The 18462-nt window shown below is 70.5% G+C and carries 13 protein-coding genes and 1 pseudogene; 9 read left to right on the plus strand and 5 right to left on the minus strand.

What is annotated here, in order from left to right; translation table 11 throughout:
* Nucleotides 1–101 precede the first annotated feature (101 nt).
* The 3 genes from ACZ7L1_RS15555 to ACZ7L1_RS15565 all read left to right on the plus strand — a co-directional run bounded on the left by ACZ7L1_RS15555 (nucleotide 102) and on the right by ACZ7L1_RS15565 (nucleotide 5622).
* Nucleotides 102–527 (plus strand): OsmC family protein, encoded by a 426-nt coding sequence (locus ACZ7L1_RS15555; RefSeq protein WP_200417962.1) that lies wholly within the window; start codon nucleotides 102–104, stop codon nucleotides 525–527.
* Between the two features lie 165 nt (nucleotides 528–692).
* Nucleotides 693–2555, plus strand: a complete 1863-nt coding sequence (gene dnaK, locus ACZ7L1_RS15560; RefSeq protein WP_471437549.1) for a molecular chaperone DnaK — start codon at nucleotides 693–695, stop codon at nucleotides 2553–2555.
* 349 nt (nucleotides 2556–2904) lie between these two features.
* A complete protein-coding gene (locus ACZ7L1_RS15565) occupies nucleotides 2905–5622 on the plus strand; it encodes a SpoIIE family protein phosphatase (protein ID WP_471437551.1) in 2718 nt (905 codons plus the stop codon).
* A gap of 196 nt (nucleotides 5623–5818) precedes the next feature.
* Here ACZ7L1_RS15565 and ACZ7L1_RS15570 read toward each other — a convergent pair whose 3' ends face one another.
* Complete coding sequence (locus ACZ7L1_RS15570) at nucleotides 5819–6661, minus strand: helix-turn-helix domain-containing protein (protein ID WP_471437552.1); 843 nt, start codon at nucleotides 6659–6661, stop codon at nucleotides 5819–5821.
* Nucleotides 6662–6689: 28 nt separating this feature from the next.
* On the opposite strand from ACZ7L1_RS15570, the gene ACZ7L1_RS15575 reads away from it, so the two are divergent.
* The 3 genes and pseudogenes from ACZ7L1_RS15575 to ACZ7L1_RS15585 form a co-directional block, all read left to right on the plus strand.
* On the plus strand, nucleotides 6690–7754 hold the full coding sequence (locus ACZ7L1_RS15575; RefSeq protein ID WP_471437554.1) for an ADP-ribosylglycohydrolase family protein: 1065 nt from the start codon (nucleotides 6690–6692) through the stop codon (nucleotides 7752–7754).
* 114 nt (nucleotides 7755–7868) lie between these two features.
* Complete coding sequence (locus ACZ7L1_RS15580) at nucleotides 7869–8174, plus strand: 4a-hydroxytetrahydrobiopterin dehydratase (RefSeq protein ID WP_200417958.1); 306 nt, start codon at nucleotides 7869–7871, stop codon at nucleotides 8172–8174.
* Between the two features lie 13 nt (nucleotides 8175–8187).
* Nucleotides 8188–8274, plus strand: a pseudogene (locus ACZ7L1_RS15585) (SAM-dependent methyltransferase); the annotation flags it as partial.
* A gap of 41 nt (nucleotides 8275–8315) precedes the next feature.
* On the opposite strand, the gene ACZ7L1_RS15590 reads toward ACZ7L1_RS15585, so the two are convergent.
* Nucleotides 8316–8777: a hypothetical protein gene (locus ACZ7L1_RS15590; protein ID WP_471437555.1), complete on the minus strand. Its 462-nt coding sequence runs from the start codon at nucleotides 8775–8777 to the stop codon at nucleotides 8316–8318.
* Entirely contained in the window at nucleotides 8777–9253 is a 477-nt protein-coding gene (locus tag ACZ7L1_RS15595) for a hypothetical protein (protein WP_471437557.1), read from the minus strand. The genes ACZ7L1_RS15590 and ACZ7L1_RS15595 overlap by 1 nt, the downstream gene beginning before the upstream one ends.
* Before the next feature lie 40 nt (nucleotides 9254–9293).
* Between ACZ7L1_RS15595 and ACZ7L1_RS15600 the strand changes: the two genes are divergently transcribed.
* Nucleotides 9294–10262: a helix-turn-helix transcriptional regulator gene (locus ACZ7L1_RS15600; protein ID WP_471437558.1), complete on the plus strand. Its 969-nt coding sequence runs from the start codon at nucleotides 9294–9296 to the stop codon at nucleotides 10260–10262.
* 309 nt (nucleotides 10263–10571) lie between these two features.
* On the opposite strand, the gene ACZ7L1_RS15605 is transcribed toward ACZ7L1_RS15600, so the two are convergent.
* Together ACZ7L1_RS15605 and ACZ7L1_RS15610 are read right to left on the minus strand one after the other, a co-directional pair.
* Nucleotides 10572–11873 carry a vanadium-dependent haloperoxidase gene (locus tag ACZ7L1_RS15605; protein ID WP_471437560.1) on the minus strand — a complete coding sequence of 434 codons (1302 nt, stop codon included), beginning with the start codon at nucleotides 11871–11873 and terminating at the stop codon, nucleotides 10572–10574.
* Nucleotides 11874–12042: 169 nt separating this feature from the next.
* Entirely contained in the window at nucleotides 12043–14958 is a 2916-nt protein-coding gene (locus ACZ7L1_RS15610) for a glycoside hydrolase family 48 protein (protein ID WP_471437561.1), read from the minus strand.
* Between the two features lie 269 nt (nucleotides 14959–15227).
* Between ACZ7L1_RS15610 and ACZ7L1_RS15615 the strand changes: the two genes are divergently transcribed.
* Nucleotides 15228–16697: a cellulase family glycosylhydrolase gene (locus ACZ7L1_RS15615; protein ID WP_471437563.1), complete on the plus strand. Its 1470-nt coding sequence runs from the start codon at nucleotides 15228–15230 to the stop codon at nucleotides 16695–16697.
* 36 nt (nucleotides 16698–16733) lie between these two features.
* A complete protein-coding gene (locus ACZ7L1_RS15620; RefSeq protein WP_471437565.1) occupies nucleotides 16734–18452 on the plus strand; it encodes a glycoside hydrolase family 6 protein in 1719 nt (572 codons plus the stop codon).
* Nucleotides 18453–18462 lie beyond the last annotated feature (10 nt).

Here is an 18462-nt window from a genome sequence, read left to right on the forward strand (position 1 = left end):
TGGACGGCGACGCGGCGGGGAGCTGGGTCCATGGGGGTCGGGTGTGATCGGATGGGAGCGACGGAACCCCGGAAACGGGGACCCCATCGAAAGGAAGAACCGTGGCAACCACGCGCACCGCTCACACCGTCTGGGAAGGCAACCTGCTCGAGGGCAACGGCGTCGTCACCTTCGACTCCTCCGGCATCGCCCAGCAGCCGGTCACGTGGGCCTCGCGCTCCCAGGACGCGAACGGCAGGACCAGCCCCGAGGAGCTGATCGCCGCCGCCCACTCCAGCTGCTTCTCCATGGCGCTGTCGCACGGCCTGGCCGGCGCCGGCACCCCGCCCACCAAGCTCGAGACGAAGGCCGACGTCACTTTCCAGCCGGGTGAGGGCATCACGGGCATCCACCTCACCGTCGAGGGCACCGTCCCCGGAATCGACAACGACGCGTTCGTCGCCGCCGCCGAGGACGCCAAGAAGAACTGCCCGGTCAGCCAGGCCCTGGCCGGTACGACGATCACGCTGGACGCCAAGCTCGCCTGACCCCCGCGTTCGCGAAGGTGCCGCGCTTCCCGCCGAGGGGGCGCGGCACCGCCGTTTCCGGGTACCCGGCATCACGTCGGGAGCCCCCCGTCGAGCACGTTGACAAGGGGCCGCTCAAGATCTGTGCTGGAGTCTGGGAAAGCGCCCTCGCGGAAGGGGACGGCGATGACACGTGCGGTCGGGATCGATCTGGGGACGACGAACTCGGTGGTGGCCGTCCTGGAGGGTGGTGAGCCCACCGTCATCAGCAACGCCGAGGGCGCGCGGACCACGCCGTCGGTCGTGGCCTTCGCCAAGAACGGCGAGGTGCTCGTCGGTGAGGTCGCCAAGCGGCAGGCCGTGACCAACGTCGAGCGCACCGCGCGCTCGGTCAAGCGGCACATGGGCGACGCGCAGTGGCGTTTCCCGGAGGACGGGTCCGTGGACGGCACCCGCTTCCGGGCGCAGGAGCTGTCCGCGCGCGTCCTGCAGAAGCTGAAGCGGGACGCCGAGGCGTATCTGGGCGAGGACGTCACGGACGCCGTGATCACCGTGCCCGCCTACTTCGACGACGCCCAGCGGCAGGCCACCAAGGAGGCCGGGGAGATCGCGGGGCTGAAGGTCCTGCGGATCATCAACGAGCCGACGGCGGCGGCCCTCGCGTACGGGCTCGACCGCGGCGAGGAGCAGACCGTCCTCGTCTTCGACCTCGGCGGCGGCACCTTCGACGTCTCCCTGCTGGAGATCGGCGACGGAGTGATCGAGGTCAAGGCGACCAACGGTGACACCCACCTCGGCGGCGACGACTGGGACCAGCGGGTCGTCGACCATCTGGTGAAGCGGTTCAAGGGCCAGTACGGCATCGACCTCGGCGCCGACAAGATGGCGCTGCAGCGGCTGCGGGAAGCCGCGGAGAAGGCCAAGATCGAGCTGTCCAGCTCCACCGAGACGACCGTCAACCTGCCCTACATCACCGCCTCCGCCGAGGGCCCGCTGCACCTGGAGGAGAGGCTGACCCGCGCCCAGTTCCAGGAGCTCACGGCCGATCTGCTGGACCGCTGCCGGACACCCTTCCACCAGGCGGTCCGGGACGCGGGCGTGGAGCTCTCCGCGATCGACCACGTGATCCTCGTCGGCGGCTCCACCCGGATGCCCGCGGTCACCGACCTGGTACGGGAACTCACCGGCAAGGACCCGCACAAGGGCGTCAACCCGGACGAGGTCGTGGCCGTCGGCGCGGCACTTCAGGCCGGTGTCCTGCGCGGCGACGTCAAGGACGTGCTGCTGCTCGACGTGACCCCGCTGTCCCTCGGCATCGAGACCAAGGGCGGCATCATGACCAAGCTGATCGAACGCAACACGACGATCCCCACCAAGCGTTCGGAGATCTTCTCCACCGCCGAGGACAACCAGCCCTCGGTCGGCATCCAGGTCTACCAGGGCGAGCGGGAGATCGCCGCGTACAACAAGAAGCTCGGCGTCTTCGACCTGACCGGGCTGCCGCCGTCGCCGCGCGGTGTGCCGCAGATCGAGGTGACCTTCGACATCGACGCCAACGGGATCATGCACGTCTCGGCGAAGGACCTGGCGACTGGCCGGGAACAGAAGATGACGGTGACCGGCGGCTCGGCGCTCGCCAAGGACGACATCGACCGGATGATGCGGGACGCGGAGCAGTACGCCGAGGAGGACCGCAGGCGCCGGGAGGCGGCGGAGGCGCGCAACCAGGCGGAGCAGCTCGTCTACCAGACGGAGAACTTCCTGCGGGAGAACGGGGAGCGGGTGCCGGCGGACACGAAGGGCGAGGTGACGGCGGCGGTCGCCGAGCTGAAGGACCTGCTCAAGGAGGGCGCCGACACCGCGGCCCTGCGGGGCGGCGTGGACAAGCTCGCCACGGTCAGCCAGAAGATGGGCCAGGCGATGTACGCCCAGTCCCAGCAGACGTCCACGGAAGGCGCCCGGCAGCACACGGCACCGCGGGACGAAGAGGGCGTGGTGGACGCGGAGATCGTCGACGAGGACAGGGACACCAAGGGGGGCGCTGCCTGAGCCCACGCCCCGCGCCCCGCGACCTGCCGCACCGGCGGTTTCGCGTGCGCCACGCCCTACGGCCGGATCCGCGGCGAGGATCTTCCGGCCGGACCGGTGTGGGGATTTCGGGGGGAGCAGGGGCTGATCCCGCGAGGGCCGGACAACCCTGGACGTCGCCCGACGGATCGCCGTTCGCGCAGGTGGGAGCGGTCATACGGGCCCGCCGGGGCGCCCCGCGGCCGGGCTGCGCGGCCGCTGGGCGGCGGCGTAGGATCTGGCGCGAACCTGTCGTCCCGGCGGACCGCGGGGAACGCTGTGCTAGAAATGTCGCATGGCGAGCGGAAACGCTCGATTTCGGCGCATATCAATGCGGCCCTTGATCGGCAGAAGTCCACGAAGCGTCGCCGGACAGGTATTCGTCCTGCAGGTGGCGCTGGTCGTGCTGCTCGTGGTCTGCGCCGTGGTCGCCCTGGTGCTGCAGTCGAAGCGGGACACCGGCTCCGAGGCCAAGCGCCGCTCCATAGCCGTCGCGCAGACCTTCGCGCACTCTCCGGGCATCCTGGAGGCGCTGCGCACTCCCGATCCGACGAAGGTGCTCCAGCCCCTCACCGAGGCGGGGCGCAAGTCGGCCGGTGTCGACTTCATCGTGGTCATGAACACCAAGGGCATCCGCTACACCCACCCCCTGCCGAGCCGGATCGGCCACCGGTTCGTGGGCACGATCGGCCCGTCGCTCGCGGGGAAGGTCTACACCGAGAGCGTCCACGGCCCGCTCGGCGAGGAAGTCCAGGCCACTGTTCCCGTCGACGATCCCCAGGGCAAGGTGGTGGCCCTCGTCTCCGCCGGTCTGAAGGTCAAGAACGTGACCAACGAGGTGGACCGGCAACTCCCGATCATCTTCGGCGCCGGAGCCGGCGCGCTCGTGGTGTCCACCGGCGGCACGGCACTGGTCGGCAGGCGGCTGCGACGGCAGACCCACAGCCTGGCCCCCGACGAGATGACCCGCATGTACGAGCACCACGACGCGGTGCTGCACTCGGTGCGCGAGGGAGTCCTCATCATCGGGGACGACAGGCGGCTGCTGCTCGCCAACGACGAGGCCAGACGGCTGCTGGGGCTGCCCCTGGACGCCGAGGGACAGCGCGTGTCGGACCTGGCGGCCCTCGACCCCGCGACGGTGGCGCTGCTGGTCTCCGGGCGCGAGGCGACCGACGAGGTGGTCTTCGCCGGGGAACGGCTGCTGGCGGTCAACCAGCGGCCCACGGACCGTGACGGAGGCCCCGAGGGCACGGTGGTCACCCTGCGCGACTCCACCGAGCTGCAGGCGGTGTCCGGCAGGGCGGAGGTCGCGCGGGAGCGGCTGAAGCTGCTCTACGACGCCGGACTGGGCGTCGGCACCACACTCGACGTGGTCCGCACCGCCGACGAGCTGGCCCAGGTCGCCGTCCCCCGCTTTGCCGACTTCGTCACCGTGGACCTCGCCGACGCCGTGCTGCACGGCGAGGAGCCCGGCCCCACGGCCACGGACCTGCGGCGCACCGCCGTGCGCGGCGTCCGGGACGACCACCCGCTCTACGAGAGGGGCCGGCTGCTCGACTTCGTGCCCTCCACGCCCCAGGCTCGCGGCTTCGGCACCGGCCGCGCCGAGCTGGTGACCGACCTGGCGACCGCCGCGGGCTGGCACGCGCAGGACCCGGAGCGCACCAGGGAGGTCGTGGACTACGGCATCCACTCCCTCATCGCCGCCCCGATCCGGGCCCGCGGCGTCGTGCTCGGCATGGCCAACTTCTGGCGCTCCACCCAGCAGAAGCCCTTCGACGAGGAGGACCTGTCACTGGCGGAGGAGCTGGTGGCCCGCGCCGCGGTCAGCATCGACAACGCCCGTCGCTACACCCGCGAGCACACCCTGGCGGTCACCCTCCAGCGCAGCCTGCTGCCGCGGGCCCTGCCCGAGCAGAGCGCCCTCGATGTCGGCTACCGATACGTGCCCGCCCAGTCCGGCGTGAGCGGAGACTGGTTCGACGTGATCCCGCTGCCGGGGAGCCGGGTGGCGCTGGCCGTGGGCGACGTGGTCGGCCACGGCCTGCACGCCGCCGCGACCATGGGACGGCTGCGGACCGCGGTGCACAACTTCTCCTCCCTCGACCTGCCGCCCGACGAGCTGCTCAGCCATCTCGACGACCTGGTCGGCCGCATCGACCAGGACGAGGCGGGCAGCGAGACGGCCGTGGGCATCGTGGGCGCCACCTGCCTCTACGCCGTCTACGACCCCGTCGCGCGCCGCGTCGCCATGGCACGCGCCGGGCACCCGGCGCCCGCGCTGGTCCACCCCGACGGTGGCGTCACCTTCCCCGACCTGCCGGCCGGACCGCCGCTCGGCCTCGGCGGCATGCCCTTCCAAACGGCCGAGCTGGACCTCCCCGAGGGCACCCAGATCGTGCTCTACACCGACGGCCTGATCGAGGACCGCACCCGCGACCTGGACGTGGGCATGGAGATGCTGGGCGCCGTGCTCGCCGGCCACCCCGGCCGCTCGCCCGAGGAGAGCTGCCAGGCCGTGCTGGACCAACTACTGCCCGGACGCCCCAAGGACGACGTCGCCCTGCTCATCGCCCGCACCCAGGTGCTGCCGGCCGACCGGGTCGCCGACTGGGACGTGCCGCCCGACCCGTCCGCCGTCGCCGGGATGCGCGTCGCCCTGTCCCGCAAGCTCGACGAGTGGGGCCTTGCCGAACTCGGCTTCGGCATGGAACTCGTCCTGAGCGAACTCGTCACCAACGCCATCCGCTACGGCTCCCCGCCGATCCACGTGCGGCTGATCCACGACGACAGGACGCTGGTCTGCGAGGTGGCCGACGGCAGCAGCACCTCACCGCACCTGCGGTACGCGGCGACGACCGACGAGGGAGGCCGGGGCCTGTTCCTGGTGTCGCGGATGACCGAGCGCTGGGGCACCCGGTACACGCCCCAGGGCAAGGTCATCTGGGCCGAACAGGCGCTTCCCGGAGCCGACGGGCCCCCCGCGAGGACAGCGCCCGACTCGGACGCGGACCTGCTGGACATGTGGGCGGACGAACTGCCGTGACCGGGCCGCCGGGCGGGGCGGTGCCACCTCAGAAGCTGTCGCGGTACTCCCGGGATCTCCCGCGTGCGCGTCACGGAGGCCGCCTTCGCCGACATGTGACAGCAGCACCTGAACGTACGGGATCCTCAGCGTGACCTCGGCGTGGAGAACACTCGGGTGTGCGGACGGTGGCGTACCGCCCGTCACCGACGCCCCGTCACGTCCCGCGTGACTGGAGGTACTTCACCGTCACCGGATCCGCGGGCAGGAACGTCTCGATGGCCAGCTCCGCGACCGTCACGTCCATCGGGGTGTTGAAGGTGGAGATGGACGACACGAAGGACAGCACCCGGCCCTCGTGTTCGATCCGCATCGGCAGCGCGAAGTACGGGACCTCCTCGACCTCCGCACCCGGTCCGGACGCGGACTCGCTCCGGTCCGGGACCGGGTACGCCGCCACCTCCTCGTACAGCGCACGCAGAGCCGGCGAGCGCTGCAGCGCGATCTGGCGCTCCATCTGCGCAAGCAGGTGGCCGCGCCACTCGGCCAGGTTGCGGATGCGCGGCGCCAGGCCCTCCGGATGCAGCGTCAGACGCATCGCGTTCAGGGGCGGGGTGAGCAGGCGGTCCGGGACGCCCTCCAGGAACATCGCGATACCCCGGTTCGCCGCCACCACCTCGTACGTCGCATCCACCACCAGCGCCGGGTAGGGCTCGTAGCCCTGCAACAACCGCTCCACACCCGCCCGCAGCGCCTCCATCGACGGGTCGTCCAGCGGCGTCTCCGGATAGTGCGGGGCGTAACCCGCCGCCAGCAGCAGCGCGTTGCGTTCCCGCACCGGCACGTCCAGATGTTCGGCGAGCCGCAGCACCATCTCCTCGCTGGGCCGTGACCGGCCCGTCTCGATGAAGCTGATGTGCCGCGCCGACGAGCCCGCCCGCAGCGCCAGTTCCAGCTGACTGACCCGCCGCCGTTCCCGCCACCCGCGCAGCAGCGGACCGATTCCCTGCTCCGAGGGGGCGAGGGAGGGGGCGGCGGGTGAGGACGCGACAATGGCCATACACAGGACCGTAGTCGAGGAGTGGTGCATGGACGACCGGCTGAACCCGTCCTGGGAGGCGACCGCGATCTACCGGGCCAGGGTGCGCGGATCCCTCCTCGGCGGCGCGATCGGCGACGCCCTCGGTTACCCGATCGAGTTCGCCTCCCTGGAGCGCATACGCTCCACGCACGGCGCCGAGGGCGTCACCTCTCTCGTACCCGACGGGCAGGGCACCGTGGGCCGCGTCACCGACGACACGCAGATGACCCTGTTCACGGTGGAGGCCCTGCGGCAGGCGCACGAGCGTGAGCGCCACAAGGGCATCGGCGGCGCCTGGTCCCGGCTGGTACGGGACGCGTACGGCCGCTGGTTCGACACCCAGCGCCTGCCCGGCCCACCCGCAGGCGCCACCGGACTCGCCGCGCAGGGGTGGCTGTACGCGCGGCGCGCTCCCGGCAACGCCTGCCTCTCCGGCCTCGCCCAGGACTTCGTGCCCGACCCCGGCGCCGCACTGGGCCGCCCCGGCCCGGTCAACTCCGACTCCAAGGGCTGCGGCGCGGTCATGCGCTCGGCACCCTTCGGGCTGGCCCGGGTGCCCGGCGACACCGCGTTCCTGATGGCCGCGCTGTGCGCCCAGACCACCCACGGCCACCCCACCGGTTACTACTGCGCGGGTGCCTTCGCCGCGATCGTCGCGTACCTGGTGGAGGGCGACTCCCTGGAAGGCGCCGTACTGCGCGCCCTGCGCCTGCTCGCCCGTCACCCCGGCCACGAGGAGACCACGGCCGCGCTGCGGCGCGCCCTCGACCTGGCCGCCGAGGGCGCGCCAACCGCGGAGAAGGTGGAGACGCTCGGCGGGGGCTGGATCGGCGAGGAGGCCCTGGCCATCGCCGTGTACTGCGCCCTGGCCGAGCCCGACGTCCGGCAGGCGCTGCTGCTGTCCGTCAACCACTCCGGCGACAGCGACTCCACCGGCGCCATCTGCGGCAACCTCCTCGGCGCCCACCACGGCGACCACGGGCTGCCGCACGAGTGGCTGGAGCGCGTCGAGGGACGGGCCGAGACGACCGTCCTGGCGGACGACTTCGCCGCGGAGTGCGTACGACGCTGAGGGCCCGTGGCACACGGGGCCTCAAGGGCCACGGCCGCGCGTACGGGGCCGCACGGAGGGGATGTGACAGGGTGGGGCCGTCCCCGCGTCGCGTCGTACGGAAGGAGCCAGGTCATGCCCGTCGAACCACTGTCGCAGAAGGAGATCGAGGACCGGCTGGCGGAGCTGCCCGGCTGGTCCCTCGAGGGCGACCGGATCGCCCGCTCCTACCGGCTCGGCACGCACTTCGCGGCGACCGCGATGGTCGTGCACATCGCCCAGGTGCAGGAGGAGCTGGACCACCACTCCGACCTCACCCTCGGCTACAACACCGTCTCCCTGACGGTGAACACGCACAGCGCCGGCGGAGCGGTCACCGACCTCGACTTCGAACTGGCCCGCAGGGTCGAGGAACTGGCGCCCGGGCACGGCGCGCACTGAGCGGTCGCCACACGTGCTGGACTACGAGGAGGAGGGCGCGGAGTACGACGCCCTGCGTGGCGGCGAACCCCGGGCCGCCGCGGCGGCCGACGCCGTGCTCGCCTGATACCCGAGGATGCCCTGACGAGGGGACCGAGGGCCTCACAGGGGCCTGCTGAACTCCATGACCCAGTTGGTCACCCAGGTCTCCCCGTCGTCCACCGAGAACGCCTGCTCCCAGCGGGCGGCGGTGGGTGAGACCCCCGACCACACGAACCGGACCCGCACGTCCTTGCCGTCGTGTGTGTCGTCGCCGTGGAACTCGCCCCGGTCGCCGTCGAACTGCCCGGTCACGGGCGGGAACAGCTTTCCGCTGGTGCTGGAGGACCAGTTCAGCGACCACTGCTCGGTCTCCCGGTCGAACAGCCTCAGGGTGAGCCCCTTCGACCCCAGATGCGGCATGTCGATCTCGTCGATGTTCGCCGCTCCGTCGAACAGCGGCCGGCAGCGCTGCGTCGCCGTGAACTCCTCCCAGTCGCTACCGGGGTCGAGGAAGTCGGTCCGGCGGCGGTTGAGGACCTGCCACTCGCCGTGGAGGAAGTCGAAGTCGTGCGGGCTGCTCATCAGCGGTCTCCTGTCGTGCCCTCGGGCAGGGAGTCGGTCAGGTAAGCGTCGAGATCGGGGACGTCGGGTGCGAGCAGATGCCGTACCCAGGCGTCCCGTTCGTGCAGAACGGGCGGCAGTTCCCAGACACAGCCGATCCACGGCCGATCGGTCAGGACGAAGTGAGCGGTGTCCCGGTCCGGGCAGCCGAGCGCAGGCTGGCCGGCCGCCGCGCCGCGGAAGTGCAGGACGTTGTCCCACACCCAGCTGTACGCGTTGAGATAGGCGCCGTCGTCATCGCCCCGGTGGAGCACGACGAACGTCGCGGGCGGCGTGGCATCCGGCTCGGGCAGCAGCTGGGGCAGCATCGCGTACGCCGCCTTCTCGACGTCGGGCGCGATGCCGGCCGGGTCGGCAGTGACGTGGTACCGCTTGATCCACCGGCCCGCCACCTCGATCGGCGGCGGCACGGTGAGGAGTTTCTCCCTGAAGGCCATGCCGGCAACGCTAAGGCCGGTTCCCTGACATCCTGTGTCAGTGAAGTCCAGTCGGCTCGTCTCCATCCTGCTGCTGCTCCAGACGCGCGGTCGGATGACCGCCGCCCAGCTGGCCGCAGAGCTGGAGGTCTCGGTGCGCACCGTCTACCGGGACGTCGAGGCGCTGCACGCCGCGGGCGTTCCGCTCTACGGCGACGCCGGTCACGCGGGCGGCTACCGGCTGCTCGACGGCTACCGGACCCGGCTCACCGGACTGACCGCGGGCGAGGCCGAGGCCCTGTTCCTGTCCGGCGCCCCAGGACCGGCCGCGGCACTCGGACTGGGCTCCGTCCTCGCGGCCGCCCAGCTGAAGGTCCGCGCCGCGCTGCCGCCCGAACTGCGCGTGCACGCCGACCGGATCAGTGGTCGCTTCCACCTGGACGCCCCCGGCTGGTACGCGGACGCCGGCGAGGCCCCGTTTCTGACTGCCGTCGCGGACGCCGTCTGGAACAGCCGTGTGCTGCACGTCCTGTACCGGCGCTGGCGCGAACCCACCGATGTGGAGCGCCGTCTGGAGCCGTACGGGCTCGTACTGAAGGCGGGGCGCTGGTACGTCGTCGCCGGGCCGGGACCGCGCACCTTCCGGGTCGACCAGTTCCTCGAACTCAGCCCGAGCGACGAGGAGTTCACCGTCCCCGAGGACTTCGATCTGGCAACCTACTGGGCGGCGTACCAAAGGGATTTCCACGAGCGGCTGTACCGCGGCGAGGCGGTCGTCCGGCTGGCCCCGGGTGCGCGGCTCACCGGACCGGCGGGGAAGGCGGTCGAAACCGACGGCCGTGAGATGGACGACGGATGGACTTTGGCCACCGTACCGATCGAGTCCGTCGAGCACGCGTACGGGGAGTTCCTCAGTCTGGGCGCGGACATCGAGGTGCTGGAACCCGAGGAGTTGCGCCGGCGGATCGCCCGAACGGCGTCCGAGCTGGCCGAAAGATACGGCACCCCTGGGCCGGGTGGCGGCGACTGAGGCCACGGCCCCCCCGCAGTCCCCTCAGGAGGTGCGCCGGTCTCACCACCCGTCGGCGCGAGCAGGCGGACTGACGGTGCTCCGCCGCCCGCTGCGGCAACCGGGTGCGTCGCCCACCACTACCAGCGGCACAAGGCCGGACAGCGCGAGCGATCCGCCCCTTCCCCTCTCGCCGCACGCTTCAAGGGCACGGTCGGTCAGGGACCGCTCGCATACCCGCGGCCCCGGACGATCCATGCCCGCACTCATACGTGCTTTCCGTTTCCCGCGTTCCCGTACCTTCGGCGGACGCCAGGGGACCGCCTCGGATCAGCGGTGCAGCGGTTGGAAGTAGTGGGTCAGTGCCCAGCCGCCGATCCGCTTGCCAACCTGGGCCCCGGCCACGTCCGCCGAGCGGAAGTGGATTCCGGCCCACACACGCGCGTCGATCATGTCCTGGTTGAGCTGGTCGGCGTATGCGTAGTGCCGGGTGGTGCCGGTGATCTCGGACGGGATGTTCAGGTCCAACCGCGTGGTGCCGAGGATTCCGCTGAGGGTCCGGGTCACCGCGCCGGTGACCGTGGTGTGGCCGCTGAGGTAGTCCGGGTGGGGTGGCGTGACGAGCAGCGGCTGCCACCGCGGGTCGGCCTGGGTCGCGGGGTTGCCGTCGGTGTCGGCCAGTTGGACGGCGGTGATGGGCCGCCAGCGTCCGTACCGGAGCTTGGCGTCCCAGGCGGTGATGACGGCGTCGGTCGCCGCCGTGTTCACCGCGGCGAACATGCGCGCCGTCTCGGCGATGCCCAGGTGGTGCCGGTCGGTGTGGTCCCTGAGCGCCGCCTGGATCTGTGTCACCAGACTGCCCCCGAAGAACAGGGCCGTCTCGGTCTGGAGCGCGGTGCGCGGCGAGCCGGTCTTCGCCCCCATGCTCTTCACCTCGTTCAGGTCCTGGGCATAGCTGGCCGAGGGCAGGGCCGGTGGCGGGCCGGGACGGAACTGGGCCGGGGAGAGCAGCAGCATCGGGCGCAGCCTGCCGAGCCAGGGGTCGATGAAGGGCAGATGGCCCGGCGGGGTGGGTCGCCAGACACCGGGCGCAGGCGGGGTGGTGAACTGCACGGGCGCGTACCGGCCGTCGCCTTCTCGCAACGTGATGATGCGGTCGGCGGCACGCTCTCCGAAGTCCACGCCCTGTGTCTTCGCCGCGCCGTCGGGAATCCTGGCGAGCCAGTCGGCGTAGGCGGTGTCGAGCCCGGCCCGGGAGGCGGGGAAGTAGGTGAGCAGGACACGGTGTGCCGCGGCCACGGCCGCCGCCTCGGGCGATGCCGTGGAGGGGCCGCGTTGCTGCCACTTGTACGGTGCGTAGTCGCCCTGGATGCCGACCACGGCGTTGTAGACGGCGACCGAGACGAACCCGTGCCAGACGACCGCCTGTCCCGATGGGCGGGCGGGGCCGAGGTTGGTGGCGATGGTGTCGGTGGCGATGGCGTTCCACGCGCGGATCGCCGCGGGGTCCGCCGAGGGGACCGCGTGACGGGCGGCGGTGGCCGGGGACCCGGCCAGGACGGTGACGACGAGAAGCAGGAGTGAGGTCACGGCGCCGAGGGCGGCGGACCTGCCGGAACGAGGGGCTTCCATGACCGGCATAACCGTCCGGCCTGCGGATGGTCACGCTGATGGCTGGGGGGTGCCAAGGGCGCGGCAACCGGGCGGACCCCAGTGCGGGTGGAGTCCGCCCGGCGCGGTACGCAGAGCTGGGGTCCTGTCGCCGGGCTGCCGTCAGCCGGGCGACAGGACCCCGCGGGGACTATTCGAGGAGCTCCGCGTACGAGCCCATGGCGAGGGCGATGTCCGCCTGGGCCCAGAACCGGTGGTACGTGAACGACGGCGCGGCGCCGCCCTTGAGGTAGGCCTCGATCTTCGACCAGGCCGGGTCGTTCTTGTAGAAGGATCTCAGCGATGTGAAGGTGGACGAGGAGTCGATCGCGTCGCCGTTCGGCATCGTGCCGCTCCAGCCACTCGGCACGTACACCGTGTCGCCGAAGCGGTTGTAGTCGGCGCGGGTCTCCGGGACGGCGATGCCCAGGCTGTCCTGGTAGTTGCTCCACATGCCGTCCAGCAGCGCCTTCGCCGTCGACTTCGCCGTCGCGTCACCGGACTTGGCGGCGTAGTACGCCAGCGTCTTCGCGTACGCGGCCGCCACACCGACGTCGTTGGTGTAGTCCGCGACGGTGACGTGCAGCCCGCTGTTGGTGCCGGGCGACGACGGGTTCCACGTGTCGGGCTGCCCGGACCACTGCAGCGTGGAGGGGATCCGGTAGGTGCCGTCCGGGTTGACCGTGGTCTTGGACAGCGCCCACTTCACCCACTTGTCGAGGACCGCCTTCGCCGTGGCGTTCCCCGTCTGCTGGTAGTACTCCGCGACCCGCTCCATCGACCACGCCTGGAAGCCGAACCACTGGTTGGACGGCGGGTCGTGGTAGACGGGCTGCCAGTCGTAGTACATGCCGTAGAAGGTGGAGGTGCCGCTCGGCGCAGTCGCGTACCGGCCCTGCCAGCTGTTGGTCGCGCCGCCCGCGATGGCGCCCTCGGACGACTGCAGCCACTGGTAGAACTCGAGCTGCCGCTGCAGCGACTTGGACCAGTCCGAGGCGTCCGTTGCCGACTTGGGCTTCAGGTCGGCGTAGGAACTGAGCGCGTACGCGGCGAGCGGGTTCTGGTAGCCGCCGTGGATGTGGCTGGAGCCGATGCGCCAAGCCCAGCCGGCGCTGGTGTCGGTGGCGCCGCCCCAGGCGTAGTACCAGGACAGCAGGTAGTGCGAGGCGTCCTTGCCGGTGCCCGCCGGGCAGGACGAGGCGCCCACGCAGTTGCCGATCTTCTTGAAGTACTTGTCGTACATCGCGTAGCGCAGGTAGTCGCCCATCTTCGCGGCCTTGCCCACGGTCGCGGAGACATCGCTGCCCTTGCCCTGCTGTCTGGCCCACACATCCGCCCAGTACGCGGCCTGCACGGCGCGCGCGTCGGCGTCGGGTGCGTCGGTGAACTTCCACTGCTTCGCGTACGACGAGTCCCCGGTGAACAGGTCGAGGTACCCGTTCTTGCCGCCGTACTTGAAGGCGTCGCAGGTCGGCTGCGGCACCGTCTCCCACACCGACTCCTGAGGACCGCGCTGGAAGGTGTTGATGTACGACGGCCCGGTGGCCGTCGGGCCCGCCTCGCACTTGCCGGGCTCGTTGCCGTACCCGTACACGTTGTCCACGTCCTGCAGCCAGTGCATGCCGTAGACGTCGTCCGTGCCGTACGTGCTCTTCAGCTCGCCGGCGATCGGGTCCGAGCCGACCGAGACGGACGTGTCGAGCTTGGCCGGGTACTCGTTCGGGGTGTCCAGCTCGGGAGCGTAGGTGGCGGGCTTCGAGGCGTTGTAGAAGGAGTTGGTCGGCTGGTCGGCGTGGGTCGGGATCATGTACTTCTCCATCAGACCCCAGGCGCCGTTGAACTTCGACCAGTCGCCCGTCACCTTCCCGTACATGGCCTGCAGCCACAGCAGATAGCTGTACGCCTCCGACGTCGTCTCATGGCCCTGGTCCGGCGCCTCGACGATCAGCGTCTCCACCGAGTGGTAGGGGATGCCCTCGGGGGAGAAGTAGCCGTTCGCCGGGTTGGTGATCCTGCCGTAGAGGTCCAGGAAGCGGGCGTCGTACGCCTTCGTGGCCGCCAGCTCCGTGACGGTGACCGTGGCCTTGGCGTAGCCGGTCGCGGAGGCCGTGAAGGTGGCCGATCCGGTACCGGAGGCGTCCGCCGCGACGGTGACCGTCTGGGCCGTGTTCCAGTCGGACGGCGTGAAGGTGAGCGAGGAGCCGCCGGTGACGCTCAGGCCCGAGTTGCCGGACGTACGGGCGACCGACACCGTCACGTTCGCGCTTGGCTGCTTCGACAGCGTGACACCGAACGTGCCCGTCTTGCCCTGCTGGACGCCGAGCTGGGTCGGCGAGGCCACCACGGCGGGACCCGAGGCGACCGTGATGCCGACCGGCGTCGACTCCGCCGACGCACCCAGGCTGTCGTACGCCTTCGCCACCAGGGAATGACTGCCCACGGTCAAGCTTGAGACCGAGAGCGAGTAGGGCGCGCTCGTGTCCGTGCCGAGCAGCGTCGTGTCGTCGTAGAACTCGACCTTGCTGATCGTCGCGTCGTCGGCGGCGGCCGCGGTGGCTGCCAGCGGGACCGCGTCACCCTGGGTGTAGACGGCGCCGGCGGCCGGGCTGGTCACCACGGTGACCGGCGGCTGGTGCGCGCCCGCGCACGTCGTGCCGTTGACGGCGAAGTTCGTCGGCGCGGCGTTCGTGCCGCTGTACGTGAACTGGGCGCCCGTGTTCACGGCGGCCCCGGCGGCGATCGTGCCGTTCCAGGAGGCGTTCTTCACCGTGATCGACTTGCCGGACTGGGACCAGGTGCCGCTCCACCCGTTCGTCAGCGTCTGGTTGCCCGAGTAGTCGTACGTCAGCGTCCAGCCGTCGATGGCGCCGGCGCCGCGGTTGGTGATCGTGAGGTCCGCGGTGAAGCCGGACCCCCAGTCGTTGGTCTTGTAGTCGACGCTGCACTGAAGGACCGCCGCGTGGGCGGGAGTCGTACCGTTCGCGAGCATGGTCAGGGGGAGTGCGAGGGCCGCCGTGACAGCGGTCCAGAGCCGTCGCGCGGCGCGGCGTCTGCGTCTGGGTGCCATGTGCTGGTTCCTCCTTGCGGCTCGGGGCAGAGGTGGGGGGAGGAGCGACAAGCCTTGAACCAGTGGGAGCGCTCCCATATTGGGGAGGAGGCCAAGAGGGGTCAAGGTGCTTGAAGAGTCGAAAAGATTCGACACGGTGCGCTGAAGGAAAGTCAGCGACCCCTCTGTTCTTTGCCGTCACTCGGCGCTACCTTCACCGGCACCAGTGGGAGCGACTCCACCAGTCGACGCGTCCGTCACGGACGCGCCCGAGCTGCAAGGAATCGCTCATGCGACACCCCCCTCGCTCAGCACTCTTACTCATGGCCGGCGCGGTCGCCGTCGTCGGCAGCGTGGTCGTCCCGGTGGTCACGGCCTCGGGCGCCGCCCCCGCGTGCACGGTGGAGTACTCCGTCACCAGTCAGTGGGGCAATGGCTTCCAGGGCGCCGTGCAGATCACCAACAACAGCGCCGCTGTGAGCAGTTGGACCCTGACCTTCGACTTCGTGGGCGGTCAGAAGGTCAGCCAGGGCTGGAACGCCAGGTGGTCCCAGTCCGGCACGACGGTGACCGCGGCCAACGAGAGCTGGAACGGCCCGCTGGCCACCGGCGCGAGCGTCAGCGCCGGGTTCCTGGCCTCCTGGTCGGGGAGCAACGCCGTCCCGACGGCGTTCAAGCTCAACGGGACCACGTGCAACGTCGACTCCGAACCGACGCCGCCCCCGACCGAGCCCCCGGCGAGCGGCTCGGCCCCGGCCCTGCACGTGTCCGGGAACAGACTCGTGGACGCCGCGGGGAGGACGCGTCGTCTGCTCGGCGTGAACCGGTCCGGCGGCGAGTTCATGTGCGTCCAGGGCTACGGCATCTTCGACGGCCCGGTGGACGACGCGGCGATCAAGGCGATCGCCGACTGGAAGGCGAACGCGGTCCGCATTCCGCTCAACGAGGAGTGCTGGCTGGGTCTTTCCGACGTCAAGCCGGAGTACGCGGGCGCCAACTACATCAAGGCCGTCAAGGACCTGGTGGCTCGCGTCGAGGCGCACGGCATGACCCCGATCGTCGAGCTGCACTGGACCTACGGCCAGTACACCGGCAACTCGGCCGGCTGCTCCGACGTGCACGCGACCTGCCAGAAGCCCATGCCGGACGCCCAGTACACCCCGTCGTTCTGGTCGTCGGTCGCGAGTACGTTCAAGGACGACCAGGCGGTGGCGTTCGATCTGTTCAACGAGCCCTATCCGGACCGGGCGACGTCCTCCGTCACGGACGCCTGGAAGTGCTGGAAGGACGGCGGCACCTGTCCCGGCATCTCCTACGAGGTCGCCGGCATGCAGGACCTGGTCGACGCGGTGCGCTCCAGCGGCGCCAAGAACGTGATCCTGTCCGGCGGACTCGCGTACTCCAACGACCTGAGCCGGTGGCTGACGTACAGGCCGAGCGACCCGGCGGGCAATCTTGTCGCCGCCTACCACGTCTACAACTTCAACACCTGTGCGAGCGAGAGCTGCTGGAAGTCAACGCTCGCCCCGGTCGCGGCCCAGGTGCCGCTGGTGGCCGGGGAGATCGGTGAGAACACCTGCTCGCACGGGTTCGTCGACCAGGTCATGAAGTGGTTCGACGACCGCAACCTGTCCTACCTCGGCTGGACCTGGAACACCTGGGACTGCTCGTCGGGGCCGTCCCTGATCTCCAACTACGACGGAACGCCCACGGCGTACGGCATCGGGCTGCGCGACCACCTGCGCGCCCTCAACGGATAGTCCACACAGTTCACGACCAGACAGGAACCCGCACTCATGAGTCGTACAAGAACGTCGCTACTGGCCGCCCTGGCTCTCGTCGCGGGCGGCATCGGCACCGCGGCCGTTTCCACCCCCGCGCATGCAGCCGTCCCCTGCACCGTCGACTACAAGGTGCAGAACCAGTGGGACACCGGCTTCACCGCCGCCGTCACTGTCACCAACAACTCGGCAGCCAAGTCGAGTTGGTCGGTGAAGTGGTCGTACGCCGGAAACCAGAAGGTCACCAGCGGCTGGAACGCCAGGATCAGCCAGAGCGGCGCCGACGTCACCGCCGCCAACGAGAGCTACAACGGAGCGCTGGCGACCGGTGCTTCGGTCGGCTTCGGGTTCAACGCCTCCTACAGCGGCACGAACGCGATCCCCGCCACCTTCACGCTCGACGGTGTCATCTGCAATGTCGATGCCGGTGGCGGCAGCGGTGGGGGTGGCGGCGGTGGAGGCGGCGGCACCGGCTCGGGCAGCCGCGTCGACAACCCGTACACCGGCGCCAAGGTGTACGTGAACCCGGAGTGGTCCGCGAAGGCCGCCGCCGAGCCGGGCGGCACCCGCGTCTCCAACCAGCCCACCGGCGTCTGGCTCGACCGCATCGCCGCGATCAACGGCGTGAACGGCGGCATGGGCCTGCGCGCCCACCTCGACGAGGCGCTCAAGCAGAAGGGCAGCGGCGAGGAGGTCGTCCAGCTCGTGGTCTACGACCTGCCGGGACGGGACTGCTCGGCCCTGGCGTCCAATGGCGAGCTGGGCCCGACGGAGATCGACAAGTACAAGACGCAGTTCATCGACCCGATCGCGGCGATCCTCTCCGACTCCAAGTACGCCTCCCTCAGGATCGTCACCACCGTCGAGCTCGACTCGCTGCCGAACCTCATCACCAACACCGGCAGCCGCGCCACGGCCGTCCCGCTGTGCGACACGATGAAGGCCAACGGCAACTACGTGAAGGGCGTCGGCTACGCGCTCGCCAAACTCGGCGCCATCCCGAACGTCTACAACTACGTGGACGCAGGTCACCACGGCTGGCTCGGCTGGGACGACAACTTCGGCCCGACGGCCGACCTGCTCAAGCAGGCGGCCACAAGTGAGGGCGCGACGGTCGACGACGTGGCGGGCTTCATCACCAACACGGCGAACTACAGCGCCCTGAAGGAGGACAACTTCACCGTCGACGACACCGTGAACGGCACGTCGGTGCGCCAGTCCAAGTGGGTGGACTGGAACCGGTACGTCGACGAGCTGTCGTACGCGCAGGCCTTGCGGGAGAAGCTCATCTCGGTCGGCTTCAACTCGAACATCGGCATGCTGATCGACACCTCCAGGAACGGCTGGGGCGGCTCGGCACGGCCCACCGGCCCCGGTCCCAAGACGGACGTGGACGCGTACGTCAACGGCGGTCGCTACGACCGGCGCATCAATACCGGCAACTGGTGCAACCAGGCGGGCGCCGGCCTCGGTGAGCGTCCGCAGGCCAACCCGGCCGCCGGGATCGACGCCTACGTGTGGATGAAGCCGCCGGGGGAGTCCGACGGCTCCAGCTCCGCGATCCCGAACGACGAGGGCAAGGGCTTCGACCGGATGTGCGACCCGACGTACACGGGCAACGCACGGAACAACAACAACATGTCGGGCGCCCTGCCGAACGCACCGCTGTCCGGGCACTGGTTCTCGGCCCAGTTCCAGCAGCTGATGCAGAACGCCTACCCGCCTCTGCCGTGAGCTGAGGTGA

Source organism: Streptomyces sp. NPDC107546 (genome assembly GCF_055639175.1).

Coding starts and splice junctions, on each gene's coding strand:
- dnaK (WP_471437549.1), top strand. CDS start 693: ATGACACGTGCGGTCGGGATCGATCTGGGGACGACGAACTCGGTGGTG.
- ACZ7L1_RS15565 (WP_471437551.1), top strand. CDS start 2,905: ATGCGGCCCTTGATCGGCAGAAGTCCACGAAGCGTCGCCGGACAGGTA.
- ACZ7L1_RS15570 (WP_471437552.1), bottom strand. CDS start 6,661: ATGGCCATTGTCGCGTCCTCACCCGCCGCCCCCTCCCTCGCCCCCTCG.
- ACZ7L1_RS15575 (WP_471437554.1), top strand. CDS start 6,690: ATGGACGACCGGCTGAACCCGTCCTGGGAGGCGACCGCGATCTACCGG.
- ACZ7L1_RS15580 (WP_200417958.1), top strand. CDS start 7,869: ATGCCCGTCGAACCACTGTCGCAGAAGGAGATCGAGGACCGGCTGGCG.
- ACZ7L1_RS15590 (WP_471437555.1), bottom strand. CDS start 8,777: ATGAGCAGCCCGCACGACTTCGACTTCCTCCACGGCGAGTGGCAGGTC.
- ACZ7L1_RS15595 (WP_471437557.1), bottom strand. CDS start 9,253: ATGGCCTTCAGGGAGAAACTCCTCACCGTGCCGCCGCCGATCGAGGTG.
- ACZ7L1_RS15605 (WP_471437560.1), bottom strand. CDS start 11,873: ATGGAAGCCCCTCGTTCCGGCAGGTCCGCCGCCCTCGGCGCCGTGACC.
- ACZ7L1_RS15610 (WP_471437561.1), bottom strand. CDS start 14,958: ATGGCACCCAGACGCAGACGCCGCGCCGCGCGACGGCTCTGGACCGCT.
- ACZ7L1_RS15615 (WP_471437563.1), top strand. CDS start 15,228: ATGCGACACCCCCCTCGCTCAGCACTCTTACTCATGGCCGGCGCGGTC.
- ACZ7L1_RS15620 (WP_471437565.1), top strand. CDS start 16,734: ATGAGTCGTACAAGAACGTCGCTACTGGCCGCCCTGGCTCTCGTCGCG.